Source organism: Natrarchaeobius chitinivorans (assembly GCF_003841505.1).
In the GTDB taxonomy this organism is placed as follows: Archaea; Halobacteriota; Halobacteria; order Halobacteriales; family Natrialbaceae; genus Natrarchaeobius; species Natrarchaeobius chitinivorans.
In genome coordinates this window covers 150,926-169,216 of sequence record NZ_REGA01000002.1, presented here as the reverse complement: position 1 = coordinate 169,216, position 18,291 = coordinate 150,926, and the positions used below count along the sequence as shown (strand labels likewise).

Below are 18,291 nucleotides of genomic sequence, written 5' to 3'. Positions count from 1 at the left end.
GGCTTCCTGATGCCCAGACGGCGCCAGAAAAACGGGGCAGTTCGAGACGCAGTTTCAGTTTTCGCTTTGCCAAGCGGTATGTTCGCCATACATCGACGCCGTTTCATCCACATCCGAACGGTATCGTCGTACAGACTACTTTCGGGTCGAACGGTCGATCAACGATTCACCCCGTTTTTGTACTGCGGCGTGATCTTCCGGGCCGACGGTCACTTCCATGTCATCGATCACTATCGAACGGATCTCCGCGAAGGGAACGACGCTCGAGTGTGAAATTCGTCCGTCCGCCGACCTGGAGCGGTTTTTCTCGGGCGAACCGTTCAGAACCGACTACGACCGCTCGATCGAGGGGGTTCCCGAAGGGGTGCTCGTGATTCCCGTTCTCGCGAACGTCTGTCCCCTCGCGTGGGCGAACGGGGCCGACGTCTACGTCGACGAGGTGGACGCCGAGTTCGCACGCGCGCTCGAAGACGTCAAGGCGTCGTTGCTCGAGATGTACGACTTCCTCGAAGGCGGTATTCTATACGCGCGCGAGACGATCGATCCGGACCCGGCTTCCGGGAGCCAGGTCACGGACGGTCCCCGATCGATCGACGGAGACGCCAAAGCTGACCCCGGTAGCGACAGCGCCCTCCTCTTTACCGGCGGCGTCGACTCGACCTGTTCGTACGTCCGCCACCGCGAGGAGTCGCCGACGCTCGTGAGTATCCGCGGCTGGACGATTACGACCGAGTCGGCCGACGACGCGAAGTGGGACGACCTTCGCGGTCGCGTCACCTCGTTCGCCGACGAGCGCGGCCTCGAGACGGCGTTCGTCGAGTCCAATGTCCTCTCGGCGCTCGATCATCCGATGATACTCGCACACTACAAACGGTTCGTCGACGGCGCCTGGTACAGCTCCGTCGGTCACGGACTCGGTCTGCTCGGCCTCTGTGCCCCGATGGCGTACGCACGAGGGATTTCGAACCTGTACGTCGGCGCGACCCACTGGGAGGGGATCGACCTCGAGTGGGGGTCTCGACCCGACATCGACGACTACGTTCGCTGGGCCGGTACCCGGTGTCATCACGACGCCTACGACCTGACGAGACAGGAGCGCCTCGACGTCATCGCAGAGTACGTCGAAAGCGAGGCCCCGAGGCTCGAGCTACAGACCTGTAACCGGCGAATGGACGGCAACTGCGGCGACTGCGAGAAGTGTTACCGAACCGCCGTTGGGCTCCGTCTCTCGGGACTCGAGCCGACGGCACACGGCTACCCTTTCTCCCCGGAGAACTACGATCGGATCCGGAGCGCACTCGAGGGCGGCGAGTGGGTCCTCGGGGAGGACGAACGGTACATGTGGGCGGACATCCGCGACCGGGTTCGGAAGACGACGCCGGAATCACCCGAGGAACGTGCGTTTTTCGAGTGGCTGCTCGCGGTCGACCTCGAGGACCTCGTCTCCGAGGCGCACCCGCCTCTCACCGACCGATTGCTTCGCGCGGGGGCAAGAAACGTTCCGAATCGTCTCTACAACGTCACCTACCCGGCGGTGAAGGCGATGAAAACGCGGCTCGAGGAGAGGCGACTCGCACGGTAGAGCGCACGCGGTTCGGAGCGCACGCGGTTCGGAGCGCACGCGGTTCGGAGCGCACGCGGTTCGGAGCGCACGCGGTTCGGAGCGAATGAAACGAGCGAGAACCGCGGGATGGCGAACGGGGAACGTAGTGACCCGTGAGCCGAACGAAGTGGGCGAGAACCGCGGATAGTGCACTCGAGGTGGAATCGTTTTAGTTGGTACGGTACTGACTCCCGGTGACCGTTCGCGACGCAGCGGATCACCAGCGTGCGCCCGCTACTCTTCTTCGATATCCACTTCGATCGGTCGCGTATCGTCGTCGTCGTCCCGATCGCTCCCGACGGGGATCTTCGTCCGGAGGTCCGACGCGAACGACTGGACCTGATCGACCAGCGTCTGAACCTCCTCTTCGAACTGTTCGACCGACCGCTCGACGTAGTGAACCCGGCGGGATGGAATCCGGCGGACGATGTCGTGGCCCTCGTCGTCCTCGTCGGTCTTGATAATCCAGTGGTCCTGAAAGTACGCGACGTGTTCGTTCGGGACCGTCTTTCGGACCGTTCCCTCGTCCGGTTCCTCGTAGACGATCGTCGCCTCACCGAGGTCTCGCTCGAGTTCGAGATCTTCGTCGACCATGGCCGAGGTTGGCGAGCGGGAAGGGTAGTTCCCCTGCTTGCAAACCTCGAGTTATTCCATGTAACCCAGCCCCTTCAGGCGGTTTTCGACGTCGCTGAAGTCCTCTTCGACCTCGTCGCCTCGTTTCCGGCTCGAGACGTCGCTGCGTCTGACTTTCGTTCGGGATGGCGTCGCGTCGTTGCGAAACGCGTCGAACAACACGCGACCGTCGGCGTTTTCGGGGACCGGTTCGCCGATGCCGTGTAAAAGCGTCGGGGCGACGTCAACGACGCGAGCGCCCCGTAACGTCGCACCGGCGTCGATCGTCGGACCGTGACAGAGGATGATGCCGTCTTTCCGGTGGCTTGCAGCGTACGTTCCGGTATCGCCGAACGGTTCGTCGGTGATGGCGTTACGGCAGTCGTAGCCGTCGATTCCGTTAACGACGAGATCCGGCGAGCCGTCGTCCGTCGGAAACAGTTCGTCGCCGTCTTCGATCGTAATCAACTGGGTTCCGTCTCCGTCGGTGACCGATTCGAAGACGTCGACGAGTTCGGATTTGACGTCCGGTACGTCCACCGGTTCGACGACGCCGTTTTCGAAGCGCTCGCTGTCGTTGATGTAACAGTTGCCCGCTCCGTGGACGAACGCGACGGTCTCGTCGTAGTCGACGTCATAGAGGGCGTGATCGCCGGGGAGCTGTTCGGCGACCGAATCGATGAGTCCCCGGGGCAGCGTCGAGACGATCATTTCTTCGGAGATTCCCACCCGTTCCAAGACGTTCGTGATTCGGTCGCGGGAGATACCCAGACTCGCGAGAGCCCCCCTCGTTCCCTCGTCGTCGCGCCTGACGAGATACCCCTCCCGTTCCAGAATGTGGTTGACGAAGATCAGTTCGTCGATCGGCCCAAACCCGTGATCGGAGACGACGTAGAGGTCGGCATCGTGTCGGTCGGTGTACTCCATTACTTCACCGAGCAGGTCGTCGAGTTTCCGGTAGTGTTCGAGGAGTCGGTCCATCTCCCAGGTGAGGTGTTGAAAACGGTCGGGAGCCGTGTAAACGAAGAAAAACAGCTGCCAGTCGTCTCCGGCGCGTTCCATTTGCATGCGCATCAACTCGCGACGGTTCGTGAGCATCTCGTCGACCGCCTCTTCGAAGGCGTCGAGTCGACCGGCGTACTCCGGATAATCCAGGCTGATTCGATAGTCGGGAATCCGTGACTCGATCTCGTCGCCGAGATCGGGTGGATGGGTAAACTCGCGCTCGGTTGAGGGTGTCATCATCCCCGAAACCATCGTCCCGTCGATCTCGTTGACCGGGTACGTCATCGGAACGTTACCGACGTGTGCCGGGGATAGCTGTTCCCAGAGCGTCGGTTGCTTCAGGTCTCGACTCGTGTACATCTCGTGGGTGTACTCCGGGGATAGGTTCTGGAAGCCGTAGATGCCGTGTTTGTCGGGCCAGACGCCCGTCGCGATCGACGGCCACGCCAGCGGAGTCGTCGGCGGACTCGTGCTGACGAGCGGGCCCGAGGCCCCCTCCTCTCGCATTCGGGCGAAGTTGGGGAGTTCACCCTCGTCGCTCCACTGTTCGAGAAGCCTCCACGGCACACCGTCGAGTCCGAGGACGAACGCTCGTTCGGACGTGGGAGTAGATCCGCTCATGATTGTACTGAGAACGCCTGCTGTCGTGGAGGTGGCCGGATGTCCGCTTTGTTATAGGGAGTGTTCACACTCCTTTCGATCCAGCGCAACGCTGTTCGGTCGCCTTACCGTTGGCAGCCCCGAGTATCCGTTCGCTCTGGGAGTTCACTCGAGTGATACGAACCGACGGCTGAACCGGGCGATTCGAACCGTCCGCGAAAACGATCGGTACGAACCGCCGGCGAAAACGGAAGAGATCACCCCAGGACGGGCAACGCCACCCTCACCACCGATCGGTCTGATCGGAGCGGGCATCAGTCTGATCGGGGTGGACACCGGTATGCTCGAGAACGGGATCGACGACAGCACGTGGCAACTCGTGAAACCGAGGCACGATTCGCGTCGGAGGCGGGACGAAAGAGCCGATTCGAACGGCACGGACAAAGGGCCGATTCGAACGGAACGATCGAAGGCGTACGTGACGACGAACGCGGGACGAACGCGGAAAAGCGATCATTAACAAAACGACCCGCTCACACCAGTACCGGTATGACCGTACGTCGTGGTGGGCGCGATGGGTAGCGTCGTCATTTCGCTCGATGCCGAACTCGGGTGGGGGTTTCACGACCTCGAGTCCCCGCCAGACGACCGGGTCGAGGCCGGTCGACGCGGCTGGTCGACCATGCTCGAACTGCTCGACACCTACGACGTCCCAGCTACCTGGGCGGTCGTCGGTCACCTGATGCTCGAGTCGTGTGACGGTCGCCACGACGACCATCCGGCTCCGGAGGGGTGGTTCGATCGCGAACGATCCGAGTGGCGCCACCGCGAGGACCTCCGGTTCGCCCCGGATCTCGTGACGGACCTCCTCGAGTCCGACGTCGACCACGAGTTCGCCAGTCACTCCTTTTCACACGTTCTGTTCGGCGATCCGAAGACGGACCGGAACCTCGCTGCCGCCGAACTCGAGCGAAGCGCGTCGATCGCCGCCGACTGGGGCCTCTCGGTCGATTCGTTCGTCTATCCGCGAAACGACGTGGACCACCGCGACGTGCTCGCAGAATACGGAGTCAGATGCTATCGGGGTAGATCACCGACCGGCGACGGCGTCCGCGGACTGTTCGATTCGATGGTCCGTGACCGGTCGCTGCTCGTCGAGCCGTCGGTCGACGAATACGGGCTGGTGAACGTGCCCGCATCGGCGTTTCTGTTCGGGTTCGAGGGGCCCGCACGGACGGTCGCGGAGACGGTCTGGCGCGACCCGATGGTGGTCCAGGCCCGTCGCGGGATCGACGAGGCGATCGAGAAAAACGGCGTCTGTCACCTGTGGCTCCACCCGAACAACCTCGTCGACGATCGGGACGACGAACGGATGCGGTCGATCCTCGAGTACATCGATCGACGGCGGACGGAAGCGGGCCTCACCGTCGAGACGATGGGAGAACTCGCCCGGCGAACCCTGGCGGATGGGGGGAACGACAGTGGACCGAGATCGGTCAGGGCTCCGTCGTCCGACGGGTAATATGCTAACAGCTGTAACGATTTGCACACCCATCGCCGATCTATCCGGCGATCAGGTGTGGGATGACGTGCAGTGGCTACTATACTGTCTCGCGGAACGACGGCGTCCGAGCGCTGTATCTCGCTCTTACTATCAGAAATGCGAGTTCCTCATCAGCAGATAGAACCTCGTTTTCGGCCACCTATGGGCCGATATCTCAGAAAAGTAGATGTACAATGGTAGATGCAGCGGCGGTGCAGGCTGTACGACGACGATAACAAAGCCCGACGCGGCCCCCCCTCTTGGACAGATGAATACGGCACTTCTCGGACAGTGGACGAACTCGAGTTCGCTCTCCGTGGGCGTTCTCGGGGTTGGAAACATCGGAATGGTACATCTGAAATCCGCACTCGCTATGCCAGGCGTCGACGTCCCCGCAGCGGCCGACGCGCGACCGGAAAATCGGACGCGGGCGGAACGTACCGGCGTCTCTCGAACGTACGACGATTACGCGACGCTCCTCGAGTCGGAGGACCTCGACGCGGCTATCGTCGCGCTGCCGCCGTTTTTACACGCCGACGCCGTCGAACAAGCCGCCGCGGCCGGCGTCGACGTCTTCGTCGAGAAACCCTTCGCCCGTTCGACCGAAGAAGCCGACCGAATGCTCGAGGCTGCCGACGATGCGGGAATCGCCGTCGGCGTCGATCACACGCTCCGATACCAGCCAGACGTGGTCGGTGTCAAGGAGACCTACGAGGACGGCAGCGTCGGCCACGTTCCGTACGCGACGATCACGCGACTCAACGACGGGCCGCTCGGTCGTCCTCCCGTCACGCAAACGCCTCCCGAGTGGCCCCTCGACTCCGAGGCGGCCGGCGGCGGTTCGCTGCTCGAACTCGGCATTCACTGTTTCGACGTTCTCGAGTGGCTGTTCGGCGATCTGGAGGTCCAAAGCGCAACCATCGGCGAAACGCTCGAATTACCGGTCGAAGACGCCGCAACCGTCCTCATTCACGCCCCCGAAACCGAGACGACGATCACGCTCCACTGTGGCTCCTACCAGTGGGAACAGCTTCCCGAGGTCAACACCCGACTCCGTCTCGAGGGCGTGACGGGAACGATCAGCAACGAGGAGTACCTGCCGGAGAACTTCTATGCGAGCGCGGCGAAATCGGCGCTCGCGAACGTCGCGAGTCGGGTAACCGGAACCGATTCCGACGTCTTCGGGCCGACGTTTTACCTCCAGGCACACTACGACGCGCTGGCCGATTTCGTCGACGCGGTTCGCAACGACGAACGGCCGCCCGTCGCCGGCGAAGACGGGAAACGCGCACTCGAGTTCGCCGAGACGGCCTACGAGACGGCAATTCGATCCGATCAGGATGAGGAGACAGTGCCCGAGGTGACGCTATGACCGAAGAGCCCGTTCGCGGAGCGATCGTCGGAGAGAACGGTCGCGATGGAAACTGGAACCCAGACATCGACTCGCGGATGGCGGCGTTCGAGTCGCCGATCGAAGCCGTTCTCGGCCCGGCGCTCGAATCCCTTCCGAACGAAGAGCGGATCGCCATCGTCCCCGACGTCCACTACCCGTTTCACCCATCGACGGGAATGGTAACCGACCCCGCTCTCGTCGGCACGATCGTTTCTACCCTCGAGTCGCACCTCGATGCCGACGTCGACGTCGTCGCCGAAACCGACGGGATCGACGTCGACCGGGCAGCGACGTATCTTGGATATCCGTCACTCCTCGAGCGCTTTGGGGCGGAGTTCGTCGGACTCGACGACGGAGACGCACGAACGACCGAACTGTGCGATATCGACGGACGATCGGTCTCGGTTTCGGTACCGACGCGTCTCCTCGAGCGCACCGTCGTCGTCGTTCCGACTCTCAGGCCGACGGAATCGAAGACGGTTGCGGGCGGAATGCGGACGCTCGCGGCGACCGCGGAATCGACGGCCGATCCGGCGGCGACGACCGTCGCGTCCACGACGGTTCTCGATCCGTTCCTCTCCGTTCTCGACGCGACGATCGCCTACGGCGGCGAGCCCCACGCGGCGAACGCCGTCTTTTCCGGCCCGGTCTCGCCGGTCGACGCCCTCGCCGGCTCCCTTCTCGGGTGTCCGACCGAGAAAGACCGAGCGCTCTCGCTCGCGCTCGAGGATCGCGACGATCCGATCAGTATCGAGCGCGTCGGCCGCGGTCGCCACCACCTGGACCTCGACGCGCTCCGCGAGCGCCTCTCGGGGGGCGAGTTGCCGCCGTCCGGAGCCACCCACCCCGCCGTGACGACGGCGTATCGCCTCTACGCGGCGATCGGTCGCGACGCCGTCCCGCCACAACTCGAGGAGGGGCGGTAATGTCGGCGGGAACGGCGGCCGTTACCGGTGCGACGGGGTTTCTCGGAACCCACCTCTGTGAGCGCCTGCTCGAGGAGGGGTGGGACGTCCGCGGTCTTAGCCGCCCGAGCTCCGACCGAGACGGGCTCGAGGACGTCGACTGGTACGTCGGCGACGTTCTCGAGGAGGAGACACTTCGACCGCTCGTCGACGGGGTAGACGCCGCGTTCCACCTCGCGGGTGTCGGTCTCTGGAGTGCCGGTCCCGAAACAGTCGAACGGGTCAACCGCGACGGAACGGCCACGCTGCTTTCGGCCTGTCGCGACGCGGACGTCGGCCGCCTGATCTTCGCGAGCACGGCCGGAACGCGACGGACGAACGGGACGAAACGGTTCGCCGACGAATCCGACGTCGCCGAGCCGATCGGTGCCTACCAGTCCTCGAAGGCGGCGGCCGAACGACTCGTCGATCGATACGCCGAAACCGACGGCGACGCCGTTACCGTTCACCCGACCTCGATCTTCGGCCCGGGTGACGACTCGTTTACCCCCCAGCTACTCGCGATGGGTCTCGAGCCGACGATGCCGGCGTACCTCCCTGGTGGCTTGAGTATCGTCGGCGTCTCGGACGTCGTCGACGGCGTGCTCGGCGCATACCACGACGGCACGAGCGGAGAACACTACATCCTCGGTGGCGAAAACCTCACCTACGATCGGGCGGCCTCCCGCGTCGCCGACCACGCAGACGGCTCTCCCGCTCGCGTCCCCGTCCCATCGACTGCGATCCACGCCGCCGGCCCGGTCGCCGAAGCCGTCGGGGCGGTCACCGACAGACAGGTGTTCCCGTTCGACCGACAGATGGCGCGCCTCGCGACCCAGAAACTGTTCTACAGTTCGGAGAAAGCCCACGATGAGCTGGGATACGAGTACGAACCGCTCGAGGCCCACCTGCCGGAGACGGTGGCGTGGTACCGAGAGCAAAACGCGTAGAACCCGACCCGTTCATACGGATTACTGTAACTGTGTACCGGCGCACCCGCGACCCGGGCGGCGGGTGCGCCGGCAATGACGTACAGAAAACCGTATCAGACGACCCGTTCGTACACTTCGATCATCCGTGAGGTCGTGCGGTCGATACTGATCTCTCGTGCGGCCTCCCTGCCGTTCGATCGCTCACCGCACTCGAGGATCGTCCGGAGCCCCTCGATCAATTTTTCGTCGTCGCTCGCGACGACGGACGGCGAGACGCCCTCGAGCCGGTCGCTGACGTCGCCGACGTCGGTGGAGACGACCGGGAGGTTACAGGCGAGCGCTTCTTTCACCGAGTTCGGCGAGCCCTCGCTGTCGGAGGTCAACAACAGCGCGTCGGCGGCGTTCATGTAGTCGGGGACCGCGTCGTGGTCGACGCCGTAGACGGTGTGAAGCCGGACCGGCCGGTCGACCAGCCCGTTGACGGCGTTGACGATCCGTCGTGCGCGCGGGTAGTTCTTCACCGTCCGTTTGGGCGTGTACGGGAACAGTACCTGATACTCGTCGTCGCTCCAGCCGACCGCCTCGCGCGCTCGAGACTGTGATCCGGGCTGGAACTTCTCGAGGTCGACGCCGTCGGGGACGACCGTACAGTCGCGCCCGAGGTACCGGCGCATCTCCTCGGACATGACGACGACCTCGTCACAAAGCGGCGCACACGCCCGGCTGATCGGTTCGACGGGGCCGTAAAGATCCGACCCCCACAGCGAGAGTACGACCGGTTTTCGAAGCTGTGCGACCGCCATCGGTGCCGTCAGCCCGTAGTGGGCGTGGACCAGGTCGTACCCGTTGGCCGATTCGCGAACGACCGACGGAAGGAATCGGAGGTAGTCCGTCGGGCCCCTCGAGTGACCCGCGCGGCCGTCGCCGGAGACGGACAGCGTCGAAAACGAGACGCCTCGGCGCTCCATGATCCGCATCTGCTCGTTCATGAACGGCGCATCGTCGTTCGTCGTGAGCGCGAGCACGTGCATTCGGTTCGACTTGTCGAACCCACCGACGAGGCTTCGTTATCCATCCCTTTTTCCGACAGGTTCGCTCGTTCGGAATAGGGTGGCCCCGGTAGCGACGGTGGTCCGTTTCCGGACGGTTCTCGTTCGTTTGTACGTGTACGATTACAAAGCGCACGCGGAGGCAATCGCCACCGATGCGGATTCTCGTCTTCGCTAACACGCCCGCACACGTTCACCTGTATCGCCACGCCGTCGACAGGCTCGAGAGCGCGGGCCACGACGTCCTCGTGCTGACGAGGGAGTACGCCTGTACGACCGACTTACTCGACTTTTTCGGACTTCCCTATCGTCGGTACGGCAGGCACGATACGACCGCTCCGTCGAAACCCCAACTCGCACGGGAGCTCGCGGAACAGGCCGGCCGAATCGTCACGGAGAGCGTCCGATTTCGGCCCGACGTAATCTTCGGGCGGGGGCCGTACGCCGCACTGGCAGGAACGGTTACTCGAACGCCGGTCGTACTGGTCCTCGACGACGAACCCGGCGACTTCAACCACACCGTCTCGCGGCCGTTCGCCGACTGTATCATCTCGCCCGCGGTCACCCGTCGCGACCTCGGCGACGCACACTACACCTTCGACGGGTTCAAAGAGTGTGCGTATCTCCACCCCGAGGTGTTCGAACCCGACGAGGCGGTTCGGGAGTACCTCGGCGTCGATCCCGAAGAGCCGTACGCATTGGTGCGGTTCAACGCCCTCGACGCGCTTCACGACGCCGGACTCGAGGGGTTCACGCGAGACCAGCGGCGGGATCTGCTGGAGCGCCTCGGCGAGCGGGCGACGGTGTTCGTCTCGGACGAAGGCGGCGAGATGGACCTACAAGACCTCCCGGCTCGCCAGTACGACCTCCATCCGGCGTTGATCCACGACGCGATGGCCGAAGCGTCGTTACTCGTCGCGGACACGGGAACGATGGTCAACGAGGCCGCGCTCCTCGGAACGCCCGCGTTGCGCTTCCGTGGGACTGACGACCACGAATACGGAGAATTTCGAGAACTCGAGCGCGTGGGGATCGCCGAACAGTTCGACGAGTACGACGCGGTCCGCGATCGGTCGCTCGAACTGGTCGGCGATCCGAGCGCGTCAGAGCGCTGGGAGCGACGACGACGCGAGTACGTCGGTGACCTGGTGAATCTAACCGAGTTGCTGGTCGACGTGGCGGAAGCCGGCGGCTCCCTCGAGCGAGTGGATCCATCGGTTCGACGGTCGTTACATCCTCAGCCCCGGGTCGGTACATCGAACCGCGGCTCGTCGGCCTCCGATTGATACTGTCGGACAGAACTATTTGAATATCGGTCGCCCCCTGCGGCCGTCTCCAGTGGCGACGGCCGGAATTCGCGACTCACTGACTTCTGTCCGACAGTATGACCACACGAATCGGTTCATACGGATTGCTGTAACTGTGTGCCAGCACACCCGACGCCCGAGTCGCGGGTGCGCCGACAACGACGTACAGCAAACCGTACGATGCCGGTCGATCGCCGGCGGTTTCTTGCGATCGGCCGGTAACCACTCTGACAGACCGATCAGGTGTTAGGATACGACGAGAGGATCGTCCGATGAGTCCCCAACAGGTGCTCGATGCCAGCTATTACGACAAAGAAAATTAACGCGAACAGTACTACTCCCAGCACTCCGATACTGCCTGAAAAAATCAAACCGACCTGCTCCCCCTGAAGACGAGCAACTGAATAGATTACAATTTCCAACCCCAGGAGAACTCCCGTGAACGCAGCGACGACGTTCCCCGCAACCACCGTTACTCGAGAGCCCCCGATATCGTCGACTCCAGGCGGCTTGTCGCTCTGTCGCTGAACGCCTTCCCACAGCGATTCACTACGGTCGGTGCCTCGAGTGTGAGCCCTCCACCCGACACCGTCAGCATCGGCGCTGGTGGTCGACTGCGTGGCACCACCATCCGACGAAGTCCCCGATATCCCGTGTTTGTCGTAGCGGTTTTTTCGATCGGGATCGCCAAGAACGTCGTAGGCCTCTTTGACCTGCATAAACAGCTGGCCGGCGTTTGGGTGATCGGATTGATCGGGATGAGTCTCCTTTACTTTCTCTCGATATGCTCGCTTGATCTCTTCTTGTGACGCATCCCGATCGACCCCGAGAATATCGTAGTATTTCACGTGTCGAACACCCGCGCGTGTCGTGCTTCGTGGCACCCACGACACAACGTCCGTAGATTCTCGGGTTCATCACTCCCACCAGCACTGCGGGGCACCTGATGATCCACGTGTAACTCGGCACTCCCGTTCGGACCGCCGCCGGTTCCGCAGTTTCGACAGTAGAATCCATCCCGGTGGCGAACCAGATGAGCGCGTGTCCCCCAATCCTCGGGTAGCGGTCTCGTCTCACCGCGCATTTTTTCAGAGACGGGGGCTCGACCAGGGAGGAACGGAAAGACCTGCGTCGCCGTTGGCCACATCGAGGCCCGGAGATAGAGCGCTCGTCGATTCCGGTTCGAAACGAACGTGAGTTTCCGCAATTCGGAGATCATCACCGCGGCTCTTCCCATCGGGCTCAGGTATCTAAACCGCCACGCAAAGCGTAAGGCGTTGATCAACGCCACGAAAAAGAACAGCGGGACCATCGCCCCCCATAAAACACCTCGAAAGCCGAGTTGAGTTGGCTTACTCACGGTCGTCTTTCGTGGAGTCGGTGCCAGATCTGCCTCGAGTGGACGGCTGGCCATATCTCCACCCGAAAGAACGTCTACTGCAGTTTCGACGAGTTCGGTATCGATACTACACGAGTCGAGCAGCTCTTCGCCGTCGGTTCGTTCTAGAAAAGCGCTGAGGCTGTCTCTAATGTCTTCTCTGGGAGTAACCACAGTGGGAAGCATGACGCCCATTCGGGCGAGTACCCCTACTGCAGTCGTCCTCTCTTTGTCTTCTTCGCTTTCTCGAACAACGCAGAAGAGATATTCTGTCGTGTGTCCGAACGCCTGCGGGTACCACCGTGCGAGGTTGTAGATAACGGTAAGGGAAGCACATCTAACTGCAACAGATTCGTCATCTAACCGTGAGACGATACCGGGGACCTGCTCTCGAAGTTGAGCCGGGTAGTGGCCCGACTATCCGTCTTTAGCTAAGCGAGAAACCACGTGACAGCGCCGGCTTATCGAGGCATCTTTTCGAGAGGAATGAGGAGGCGACGAGTGTGCACAACGAAGCCTCCTCATCTCGGATTATGCGTCGGCTCACTACATTGTTTCCCTCCGAGTTCCTCGAAGAGCACGCCGAGGAACTCGGCGTGGTCGAACGTGACCGCAAGCTCCAGATTCCCGCCTTCGTCTGGGCATTCGTGTTCGGCTTCGCCGCAGGCGAAAGCCGAACACTCGCTGGCTTCAGACGCAGCTACAACTCCACTGCCGACGAGACAATCTCTCCCGGCGGCTTCTATCACCGGTTGACGCCGTCTCTCGCAGAGTACTTCCGCGACCTCGTCGAGCGTGGCCTCGACGAGGTCGCTGTCCCTGACACTGTTGACGCCGATATCGACCGATTCAGGGATGTGATGATCGCTGATGGAACCGTCGAAGCTCCACCTGCTCCATAATGCCACTGAGCAGACGATAGAACGTCTCGACGTGACTGACGAGAAAACGCACGACAGCACGTTGTTTAACACAGGATCGTGGCTCGAAGATCGGCTCGTTCTGTTCGACCGAGCCTACTTCAAGTACCGCCGCTTCGCGTTGATCGATGAGAACGACGGCTACTTCGTGAGTCGGCTGAAAGAGAGCGCAAATCCGGTCGTAACGGAGGAATTACGGGAATGGCGCGGGCGCGCCATTCCCTTGGAAGGTGAGAAGATCCACAATGTTGTGGATGATCTGCACCGCGAGTACATCGACGTGGAAGTCGAAGCCGAGTTCGACCGAAGACCGTACGGAGGAACGCAGTCACGCGATACAAAGCGGTTTCGCGTCGTCGGCGTCCGCAAAGAGGACGCCGACGACTACCACCTGTACATCACGAATCTCCCGAGAGAAGAGTTCCTGCCGTCGGATCTAGGGACGATCTATCGGTGTCGGTGGGAGGTGGAGTTGCTATTCCGTGAGTTGAAGACGCAGTACGAACTGGACGAGTTCGACACGACAAAGAAGCATGTTGTCGAAATTCTGCTGTACGCGGCGTTGCTGTCACTGCTCGTGAGTCGTGAATTGCTCGATCTGGTCACCGAACAGGCGGACGATGAGATCGTGTTTCCGCCGGAACGCTGGGCGGCGACCTTCCGGTCGCACGCCCAGCTCATCCTCCACGAACTTGGCGAATATCTTGGCTACTCGCCGCCACCGCTGCTCGACCGACTGATCGACGATGCACAGAAGATCCACCAGCAACGGCCAGTGTTACAAGAGACGCTCGCTACCGCTACGCAACCGAGGTGTGAGTCTTAGCTAAAGACGAATAGTGGCCCGACAATTTGATCGCGATGTCCAGTGCACCGTATCGGATCTGGGGGTCCTCGTGGACCAGCCACGTCTCGAGGCGGTCGATGTACTGTAGCCCAACTGAGGGGTCACGTGCAACCTCCTGTTGAACTCGTTCGACGACAGTTTTTTTGGACGTGCTCATTCACAGTGTCAGAAAGTAGCCACCAATAAAATCATTCTGGCCCAATTCGCCACACTGGGTGTTGGGATTTCTGTATCAACCACTCCCAGCGTGTGGTATAACCGTACCACGCATACAGCAATAACTGAACGAGTTACGGTGGGGGTCAAATTTATTTACTTCGTGACACAAATCCCCAACGATGAATCGTCCTTACCCGGTTCGGAGCGACTGGTCTTGCTCCACACCTAGATATCAATGTGGAGATATTACCCGCCCATCTGGGCTGTCGATCACCGTCAGTACCTCGAGCGGGAACGGGGGTCGAGTTCGTCTCGGACACGTCCTAGCGCCGTTTCGGTCGCACCGACGGCCGAGAGGTAGCCGACGCCGACCGTCGACTTCAGCGCTTTCGCTGCCCGGCCGGTGACGACCGCGGGTCCGACCTGTGCGACGGCGTCGTCGCCGACGCTGACCAGCCAGCCCGGCGAGTGGAAACTGAACGACGCCATTCGAGGGTCGAAGGCGTCCGTTCCCTTCCGTTGGGCGTCGACGACACGGGCCACGTTGGTTGACGCCGTCCGGGCCTGGCGGACGGCCGCCTGCGCGCTCGCCGGAACCGGTTCGCCGTCGGCGTCGACCACTCTGGCAGCGTCTCCGAGGGCGAACGTTCGCTCGTCGAGTCTGAGATCACCCCGGACCGTCGGCCGGTCCCCGTCGAAGGCGTCCGATCCCCTGATACCGCCGGTCCAGACGAACTGATCGGCCGAGAGCGATTCGCCGCTCTCGAGGGTAACCGTCTCCGCGTCGGCCTCTCGAACGGTCGCCCCGGTCCGGACCTCGACGCCTGCGTTCGCCAGCGAGCGTTCGACCGCCTGCCCAAAATTCGCCGGAAACGTCGGCGCGACGGTATCGAACTGCTCGAGGACCGTAATCCTCGCTCCGGCGTTGCGCTCGGTGGCGAGCGCTGCCAACTCGCCGGCGACCTGGATTCCCGAGAGGCCGGCACCGCCGACCACGATCCGGGCGTCGTCGTTCCCGAGGACCTCGAGCGCGCGGTTTCGAATCCTGAACGCATCGGCGAGGCGTTTGAGCGGGGTCGCGTGCTCGCGAACACCCTCGAGCCCGTAGAACGCGGTTCGAGCCCCGAGACAGATGGCAGCGACGTCGTAGGAGAGCGTTCCCCCCGACAGCGAAATCGTCCGATCGTCCCGATCGACCGATTCGACGCGACCGACGCGAACGCTCGCCCGGTCGAGCACCTCCGGCAGCGCGACAGTTATCTCCTCGGCGACTTCCGGCCGTCGGATCACCCGGTGCAGTTCGTGCTGGACGAGGTGATCCGGCGACCGATCGACGACCGTGATATCGACTTCGGCGGGAAGGGTACGCTCGAGCAATCGGGTCGTCGTCAGTCCAGCGTACCCCGCTCCGAGGACGACGACGTGCATACTTCCACTTACTCGCTCGAGGAATATATACTGTCGGACGACACAGGCGACGCTCCTCACACGCCACACCAGCCCCGATTCGACGGATGCGACAGAACTGGCGGATCTGGCGGACGCGCTATTCGGCCCACGTGCGACTCGTGGGCCGCTGCGGCGAGCAATCTCCGACGACTCGGTTCCGAACCGAACGTCTCAGGTCGATCCGAACCCAATCTTCGTCAACGCGTTCACTGCTATGATCGACGAGACAGCCATCGACGACCGACTCGAGCGTGCCCGTGACCGACTCGCGGCGCGAGGAATCGACGCGCTCGTCTGCTTTCCGAGTTCGAACATGTACTACCTGTCGGGGTTCGAGGACGAGCCGATGGAACGCCACCTGTTTCTGTTCGTCTCGCCCGACCGCGCGCTGTTTCTCGCTCCCGAGATGTACGACCACCAGATCCGTGATGAATCACCGATCGACGACGTCCGGACGTGGAGTGACGACGAGGACCCGACGGCGTTGCTCGCGTCGATCGGCGACGAACTCGACCTCGCGGGCGGTCAGTTGCTGGTCGACGACCGTATGTGGGCGCTGTTCACCCAGGACCTCCGGAAAACGTTCCCAGACGCGTCTTTCGGCCTGGCGAGTGCGGTCCTCGAGGACCTGCGTCTGCGGAAGGACGACGCCGAACTCGAGGCGCTTCGCGAGGCGGCCCGGATTTCCGACGCCGTGAGCGAGTCCGTTCGCGAACTGGGTCCGGACGCCGTCGGGCTGACCGAACGCGAACTCGCACGCGAGATCGGGCGACGTCTCGAGGAGGCCGGCGGCGACGGAGTCTCCTTCGAGACCGTCGTCGGCTCCGGACCGAACGGAGCCCGTCCGCACCACCGCCACGGCGAGCGGACGATCGAGTCCGGTGATCCCGTCGTTCTGGATTTCGGTACCTGGACCGCAGGGTATCCCGGCGACCAGACCAGAACCGTCGTCTTCGACGGCGACCCGCCCGCGGAGTTCGAGGACGTCCACGACGCCGTTCTGGCTGCCCAGCAGGCGGCGATCGACGCGGTCGAACCCGGCATCGAAGCCCGAGAGGTCGACCGGGCGGCTCGTGAATTGCTCGAGAAGCGGGGCTACGGCGATCGGTTCGTCCATCGAACCGGCCACGGCGTCGGCCTCGACGTCCACGAACCGCCGTATATCACGAGCGAAAACGACCGAAAAATCGAGCCCGGCATGGTGTTCAGCGTCGAACCCGGCGTCTACCTCGAGGGCGAGTTTGGTGTGAGGATCGAAGATCTGGTCGTCGTCACCGACGACGGTTGTGAGCGGCTAAACGACTCGCCGCGGACGTGGCGGCCCCTCGACGCCGATTCGTAGAACCCGGCCGACGGCCCCGGAGCCGATCGTCGTCGGCGACGCGGCGAGTCGGTCCCGGCCGACGATCGCGGAAAACCCGATCGCGTCCGCGGATCGATTCTGCAGATGATGGGGGCTCGTACATGATCGTTCGTAAGCTGGTCGCCTCCTTCGAATTATATCTGGGTTTTCGGAGAAATATTTAGCATTCGGCCGCATTCTCTATCTCGAACGTGAACTCTTTTCACCAGTTGGTTAGTAGCGTTCGTAATGGGCCAAGAACTGGAAACGAACAGAGATCTATCTGAGAGTTCCGTGTTGCGGGATCGGTTTACCTCCGAGGAAATTTTCGAACGCGTCATCGTAGATGCGGACGAAGAGATTTCACGGAGCTTCCGGGAACTCTTTTTCAGTGGTCTTGCAGCGGGTTTTGCGATCACGTTGACAGTGCTACTGTACGCGTCGATGACCGACGCAGCGGGTGGAATTCCGATAATCGGTGCGTTGCTGTACCCCATCGGGTTCGTGTATATCATCCTGGGGAATTATCAGCTGTACACCGAGAATACGCTTCCCCCCGTCGCCCTCGTTATCGAACGCATGGCGAGCGTTCCGGCGATGCTGGGAATGTGGACCGTCGTCCTTCTGGGTAACCTTCTCGGGGGCGCGATAGGAGCAGCCGCGTTATCGTACGGCGGGGTTTTCTCTCCGGACGTCGCCCAAACGGCGACGGAGATCGGCATGGCCGGGATCAACACGGAATGGATGGCTCTGTTTTTCAAGGCTGCGTTCGCGGGATTGATCGTGGCCGGGGTCGTCTGGCTGGATTTCGGCGTCCAGAACGCGACGGCACGATTCCTTCTCGTTTACATGGCGTTTCTGGCGATTCCGCTCGGTAACTTGTTCCACGTCGTCGTCGCGAGTACCGAAGTCGTCTATCTCGTCCTCGAAGGACAGGTCGGCCTCGTCCACGGCGCGTACAACTTCGCCTTTCCCGTCTTGCTCGGAAACACGTTCGGCGGCGTGTTGCTCGTTACTATCGTGAACTACTTCCAGACGCCGACGTTCATCCAGGAGGACCCGAGCCGCCGTCTCGGATTTCGGGAGTGGCTGTTCACCTGGAACACGGGACGGGAGAAAGAGGAACTCGAGCAGATGCTCGAAGACTGATCTTCGAACGCGTCCGATACTTCGGCGCGATCGGAACGGTGACGTTCTACCCCTGAACG

At 62.3% G+C, this 18,291-nt stretch carries 14 protein-coding genes and 1 pseudogene; 9 read left to right on the top strand and 6 right to left on the bottom strand.

Going from position 1 to position 18,291, the window contains the following annotated elements:
- Nucleotides 1-217 precede the first annotated feature (217 nt).
- Nucleotides 218-1,582 (top strand): hypothetical protein, encoded by a 1,365-nt coding sequence (locus EA473_RS03230; RefSeq protein WP_124194236.1) that lies wholly within the window; start codon nucleotides 218-220, stop codon nucleotides 1,580-1,582.
- Nucleotides 1,583-1,837: 255 nt separating this feature from the next.
- Here the strand turns inward: EA473_RS03230 and EA473_RS03225 are convergent, their stop codons facing one another.
- Both EA473_RS03225 and EA473_RS03220 read right to left on the bottom strand, forming a co-directional pair.
- A complete protein-coding gene (locus tag EA473_RS03225) occupies nucleotides 1,838-2,197 on the bottom strand; it encodes a hypothetical protein (protein ID WP_124194235.1) in 360 nt (119 codons plus the stop codon).
- A gap of 51 nt (nucleotides 2,198-2,248) precedes the next feature.
- A complete protein-coding gene (locus tag EA473_RS03220; RefSeq protein WP_124194234.1) occupies nucleotides 2,249-3,841 on the bottom strand; it encodes an alkaline phosphatase family protein in 1,593 nt (530 codons plus the stop codon).
- 553 nt (nucleotides 3,842-4,394) lie between these two features.
- Here EA473_RS03220 and EA473_RS03215 point away from each other — a divergent pair.
- The 4 genes from EA473_RS03215 (at nucleotide 4,395) to EA473_RS03200 (ending at nucleotide 8,650) form a co-directional block, all read left to right on the top strand.
- Nucleotides 4,395-5,342, top strand: coding sequence for a polysaccharide deacetylase family protein (locus EA473_RS03215; RefSeq protein WP_124194233.1), 948 nt, complete (start codon nucleotides 4,395-4,397; stop codon nucleotides 5,340-5,342).
- Nucleotides 5,343-5,631: 289 nt separating this feature from the next.
- Nucleotides 5,632-6,735, top strand: a complete 1,104-nt coding sequence (locus tag EA473_RS03210; protein ID WP_124194232.1) for a Gfo/Idh/MocA family protein — start codon at nucleotides 5,632-5,634, stop codon at nucleotides 6,733-6,735.
- Complete coding sequence (locus EA473_RS03205) at nucleotides 6,732-7,682, top strand: DUF362 domain-containing protein (RefSeq protein WP_124194231.1); 951 nt, start codon at nucleotides 6,732-6,734, stop codon at nucleotides 7,680-7,682. Before EA473_RS03210 ends, EA473_RS03205 begins: the two co-directional genes overlap by 4 nt.
- Entirely contained in the window at nucleotides 7,682-8,650 is a 969-nt protein-coding gene (locus EA473_RS03200) for an NAD-dependent epimerase/dehydratase family protein (protein WP_124194230.1), read from the top strand. The genes EA473_RS03205 and EA473_RS03200 overlap by 1 nt, the downstream gene beginning before the upstream one ends.
- Nucleotides 8,651-8,745: 95 nt before the next feature.
- Here the strand turns inward: EA473_RS03200 and EA473_RS03195 are convergent, their stop codons facing one another.
- Nucleotides 8,746-9,663, bottom strand: coding sequence for a glycosyltransferase family 4 protein (locus EA473_RS03195; RefSeq protein WP_124194229.1), 918 nt, complete (start codon nucleotides 9,661-9,663; stop codon nucleotides 8,746-8,748).
- A 173-nt stretch (nucleotides 9,664-9,836) separates the two neighbouring features.
- Here EA473_RS03195 and EA473_RS03190 point away from each other — a divergent pair, with 173 nt between their 5' ends.
- Nucleotides 9,837-10,967: a DUF354 domain-containing protein gene (locus tag EA473_RS03190; protein WP_124194228.1), complete on the top strand. Its 1,131-nt coding sequence runs from the start codon at nucleotides 9,837-9,839 to the stop codon at nucleotides 10,965-10,967.
- A 260-nt stretch (nucleotides 10,968-11,227) separates the two neighbouring features.
- On the opposite strand, the gene EA473_RS03185 is transcribed toward EA473_RS03190, so the two are convergent.
- Both EA473_RS03185 and EA473_RS23180 read right to left on the bottom strand, forming a co-directional pair.
- On the bottom strand, nucleotides 11,228-11,836 hold the full coding sequence (locus tag EA473_RS03185) for a J domain-containing protein (protein ID WP_165875191.1): 609 nt from the start codon (nucleotides 11,834-11,836) through the stop codon (nucleotides 11,228-11,230).
- Nucleotides 11,833-12,072 carry an HNH endonuclease gene (locus tag EA473_RS23180; protein ID WP_394341293.1) on the bottom strand — a complete coding sequence of 80 codons (240 nt, stop codon included), beginning with the start codon at nucleotides 12,070-12,072 and terminating at the stop codon, nucleotides 11,833-11,835. The genes EA473_RS03185 and EA473_RS23180 overlap by 4 nt, the downstream gene beginning before the upstream one ends.
- Nucleotides 12,073-12,899: 827 nt before the next feature.
- Between EA473_RS23180 and EA473_RS03175 the strand changes: the two are divergent.
- A pseudogene (locus EA473_RS03175) lies at nucleotides 12,900-14,112 on the top strand (IS4 family transposase).
- A gap of 456 nt (nucleotides 14,113-14,568) precedes the next feature.
- Here EA473_RS03175 and EA473_RS03170 read toward each other — a convergent pair.
- A complete protein-coding gene (locus EA473_RS03170) occupies nucleotides 14,569-15,720 on the bottom strand; it encodes an NAD(P)/FAD-dependent oxidoreductase (RefSeq protein ID WP_124194225.1) in 1,152 nt (383 codons plus the stop codon).
- 235 nt (nucleotides 15,721-15,955) lie between these two features.
- On the opposite strand from EA473_RS03170, the gene EA473_RS03165 reads away from it, so the two are divergent.
- A complete protein-coding gene (locus tag EA473_RS03165) occupies nucleotides 15,956-17,083 on the top strand; it encodes a M24 family metallopeptidase (RefSeq protein WP_124194224.1) in 1,128 nt (375 codons plus the stop codon).
- A gap of 249 nt (nucleotides 17,084-17,332) precedes the next feature.
- Complete coding sequence (locus EA473_RS03160; RefSeq protein ID WP_124194223.1) at nucleotides 17,333-18,232, top strand: formate/nitrite transporter family protein; 900 nt, start codon at nucleotides 17,333-17,335, stop codon at nucleotides 18,230-18,232.
- Nucleotides 18,233-18,291: the final 59 nt, after the last annotated feature.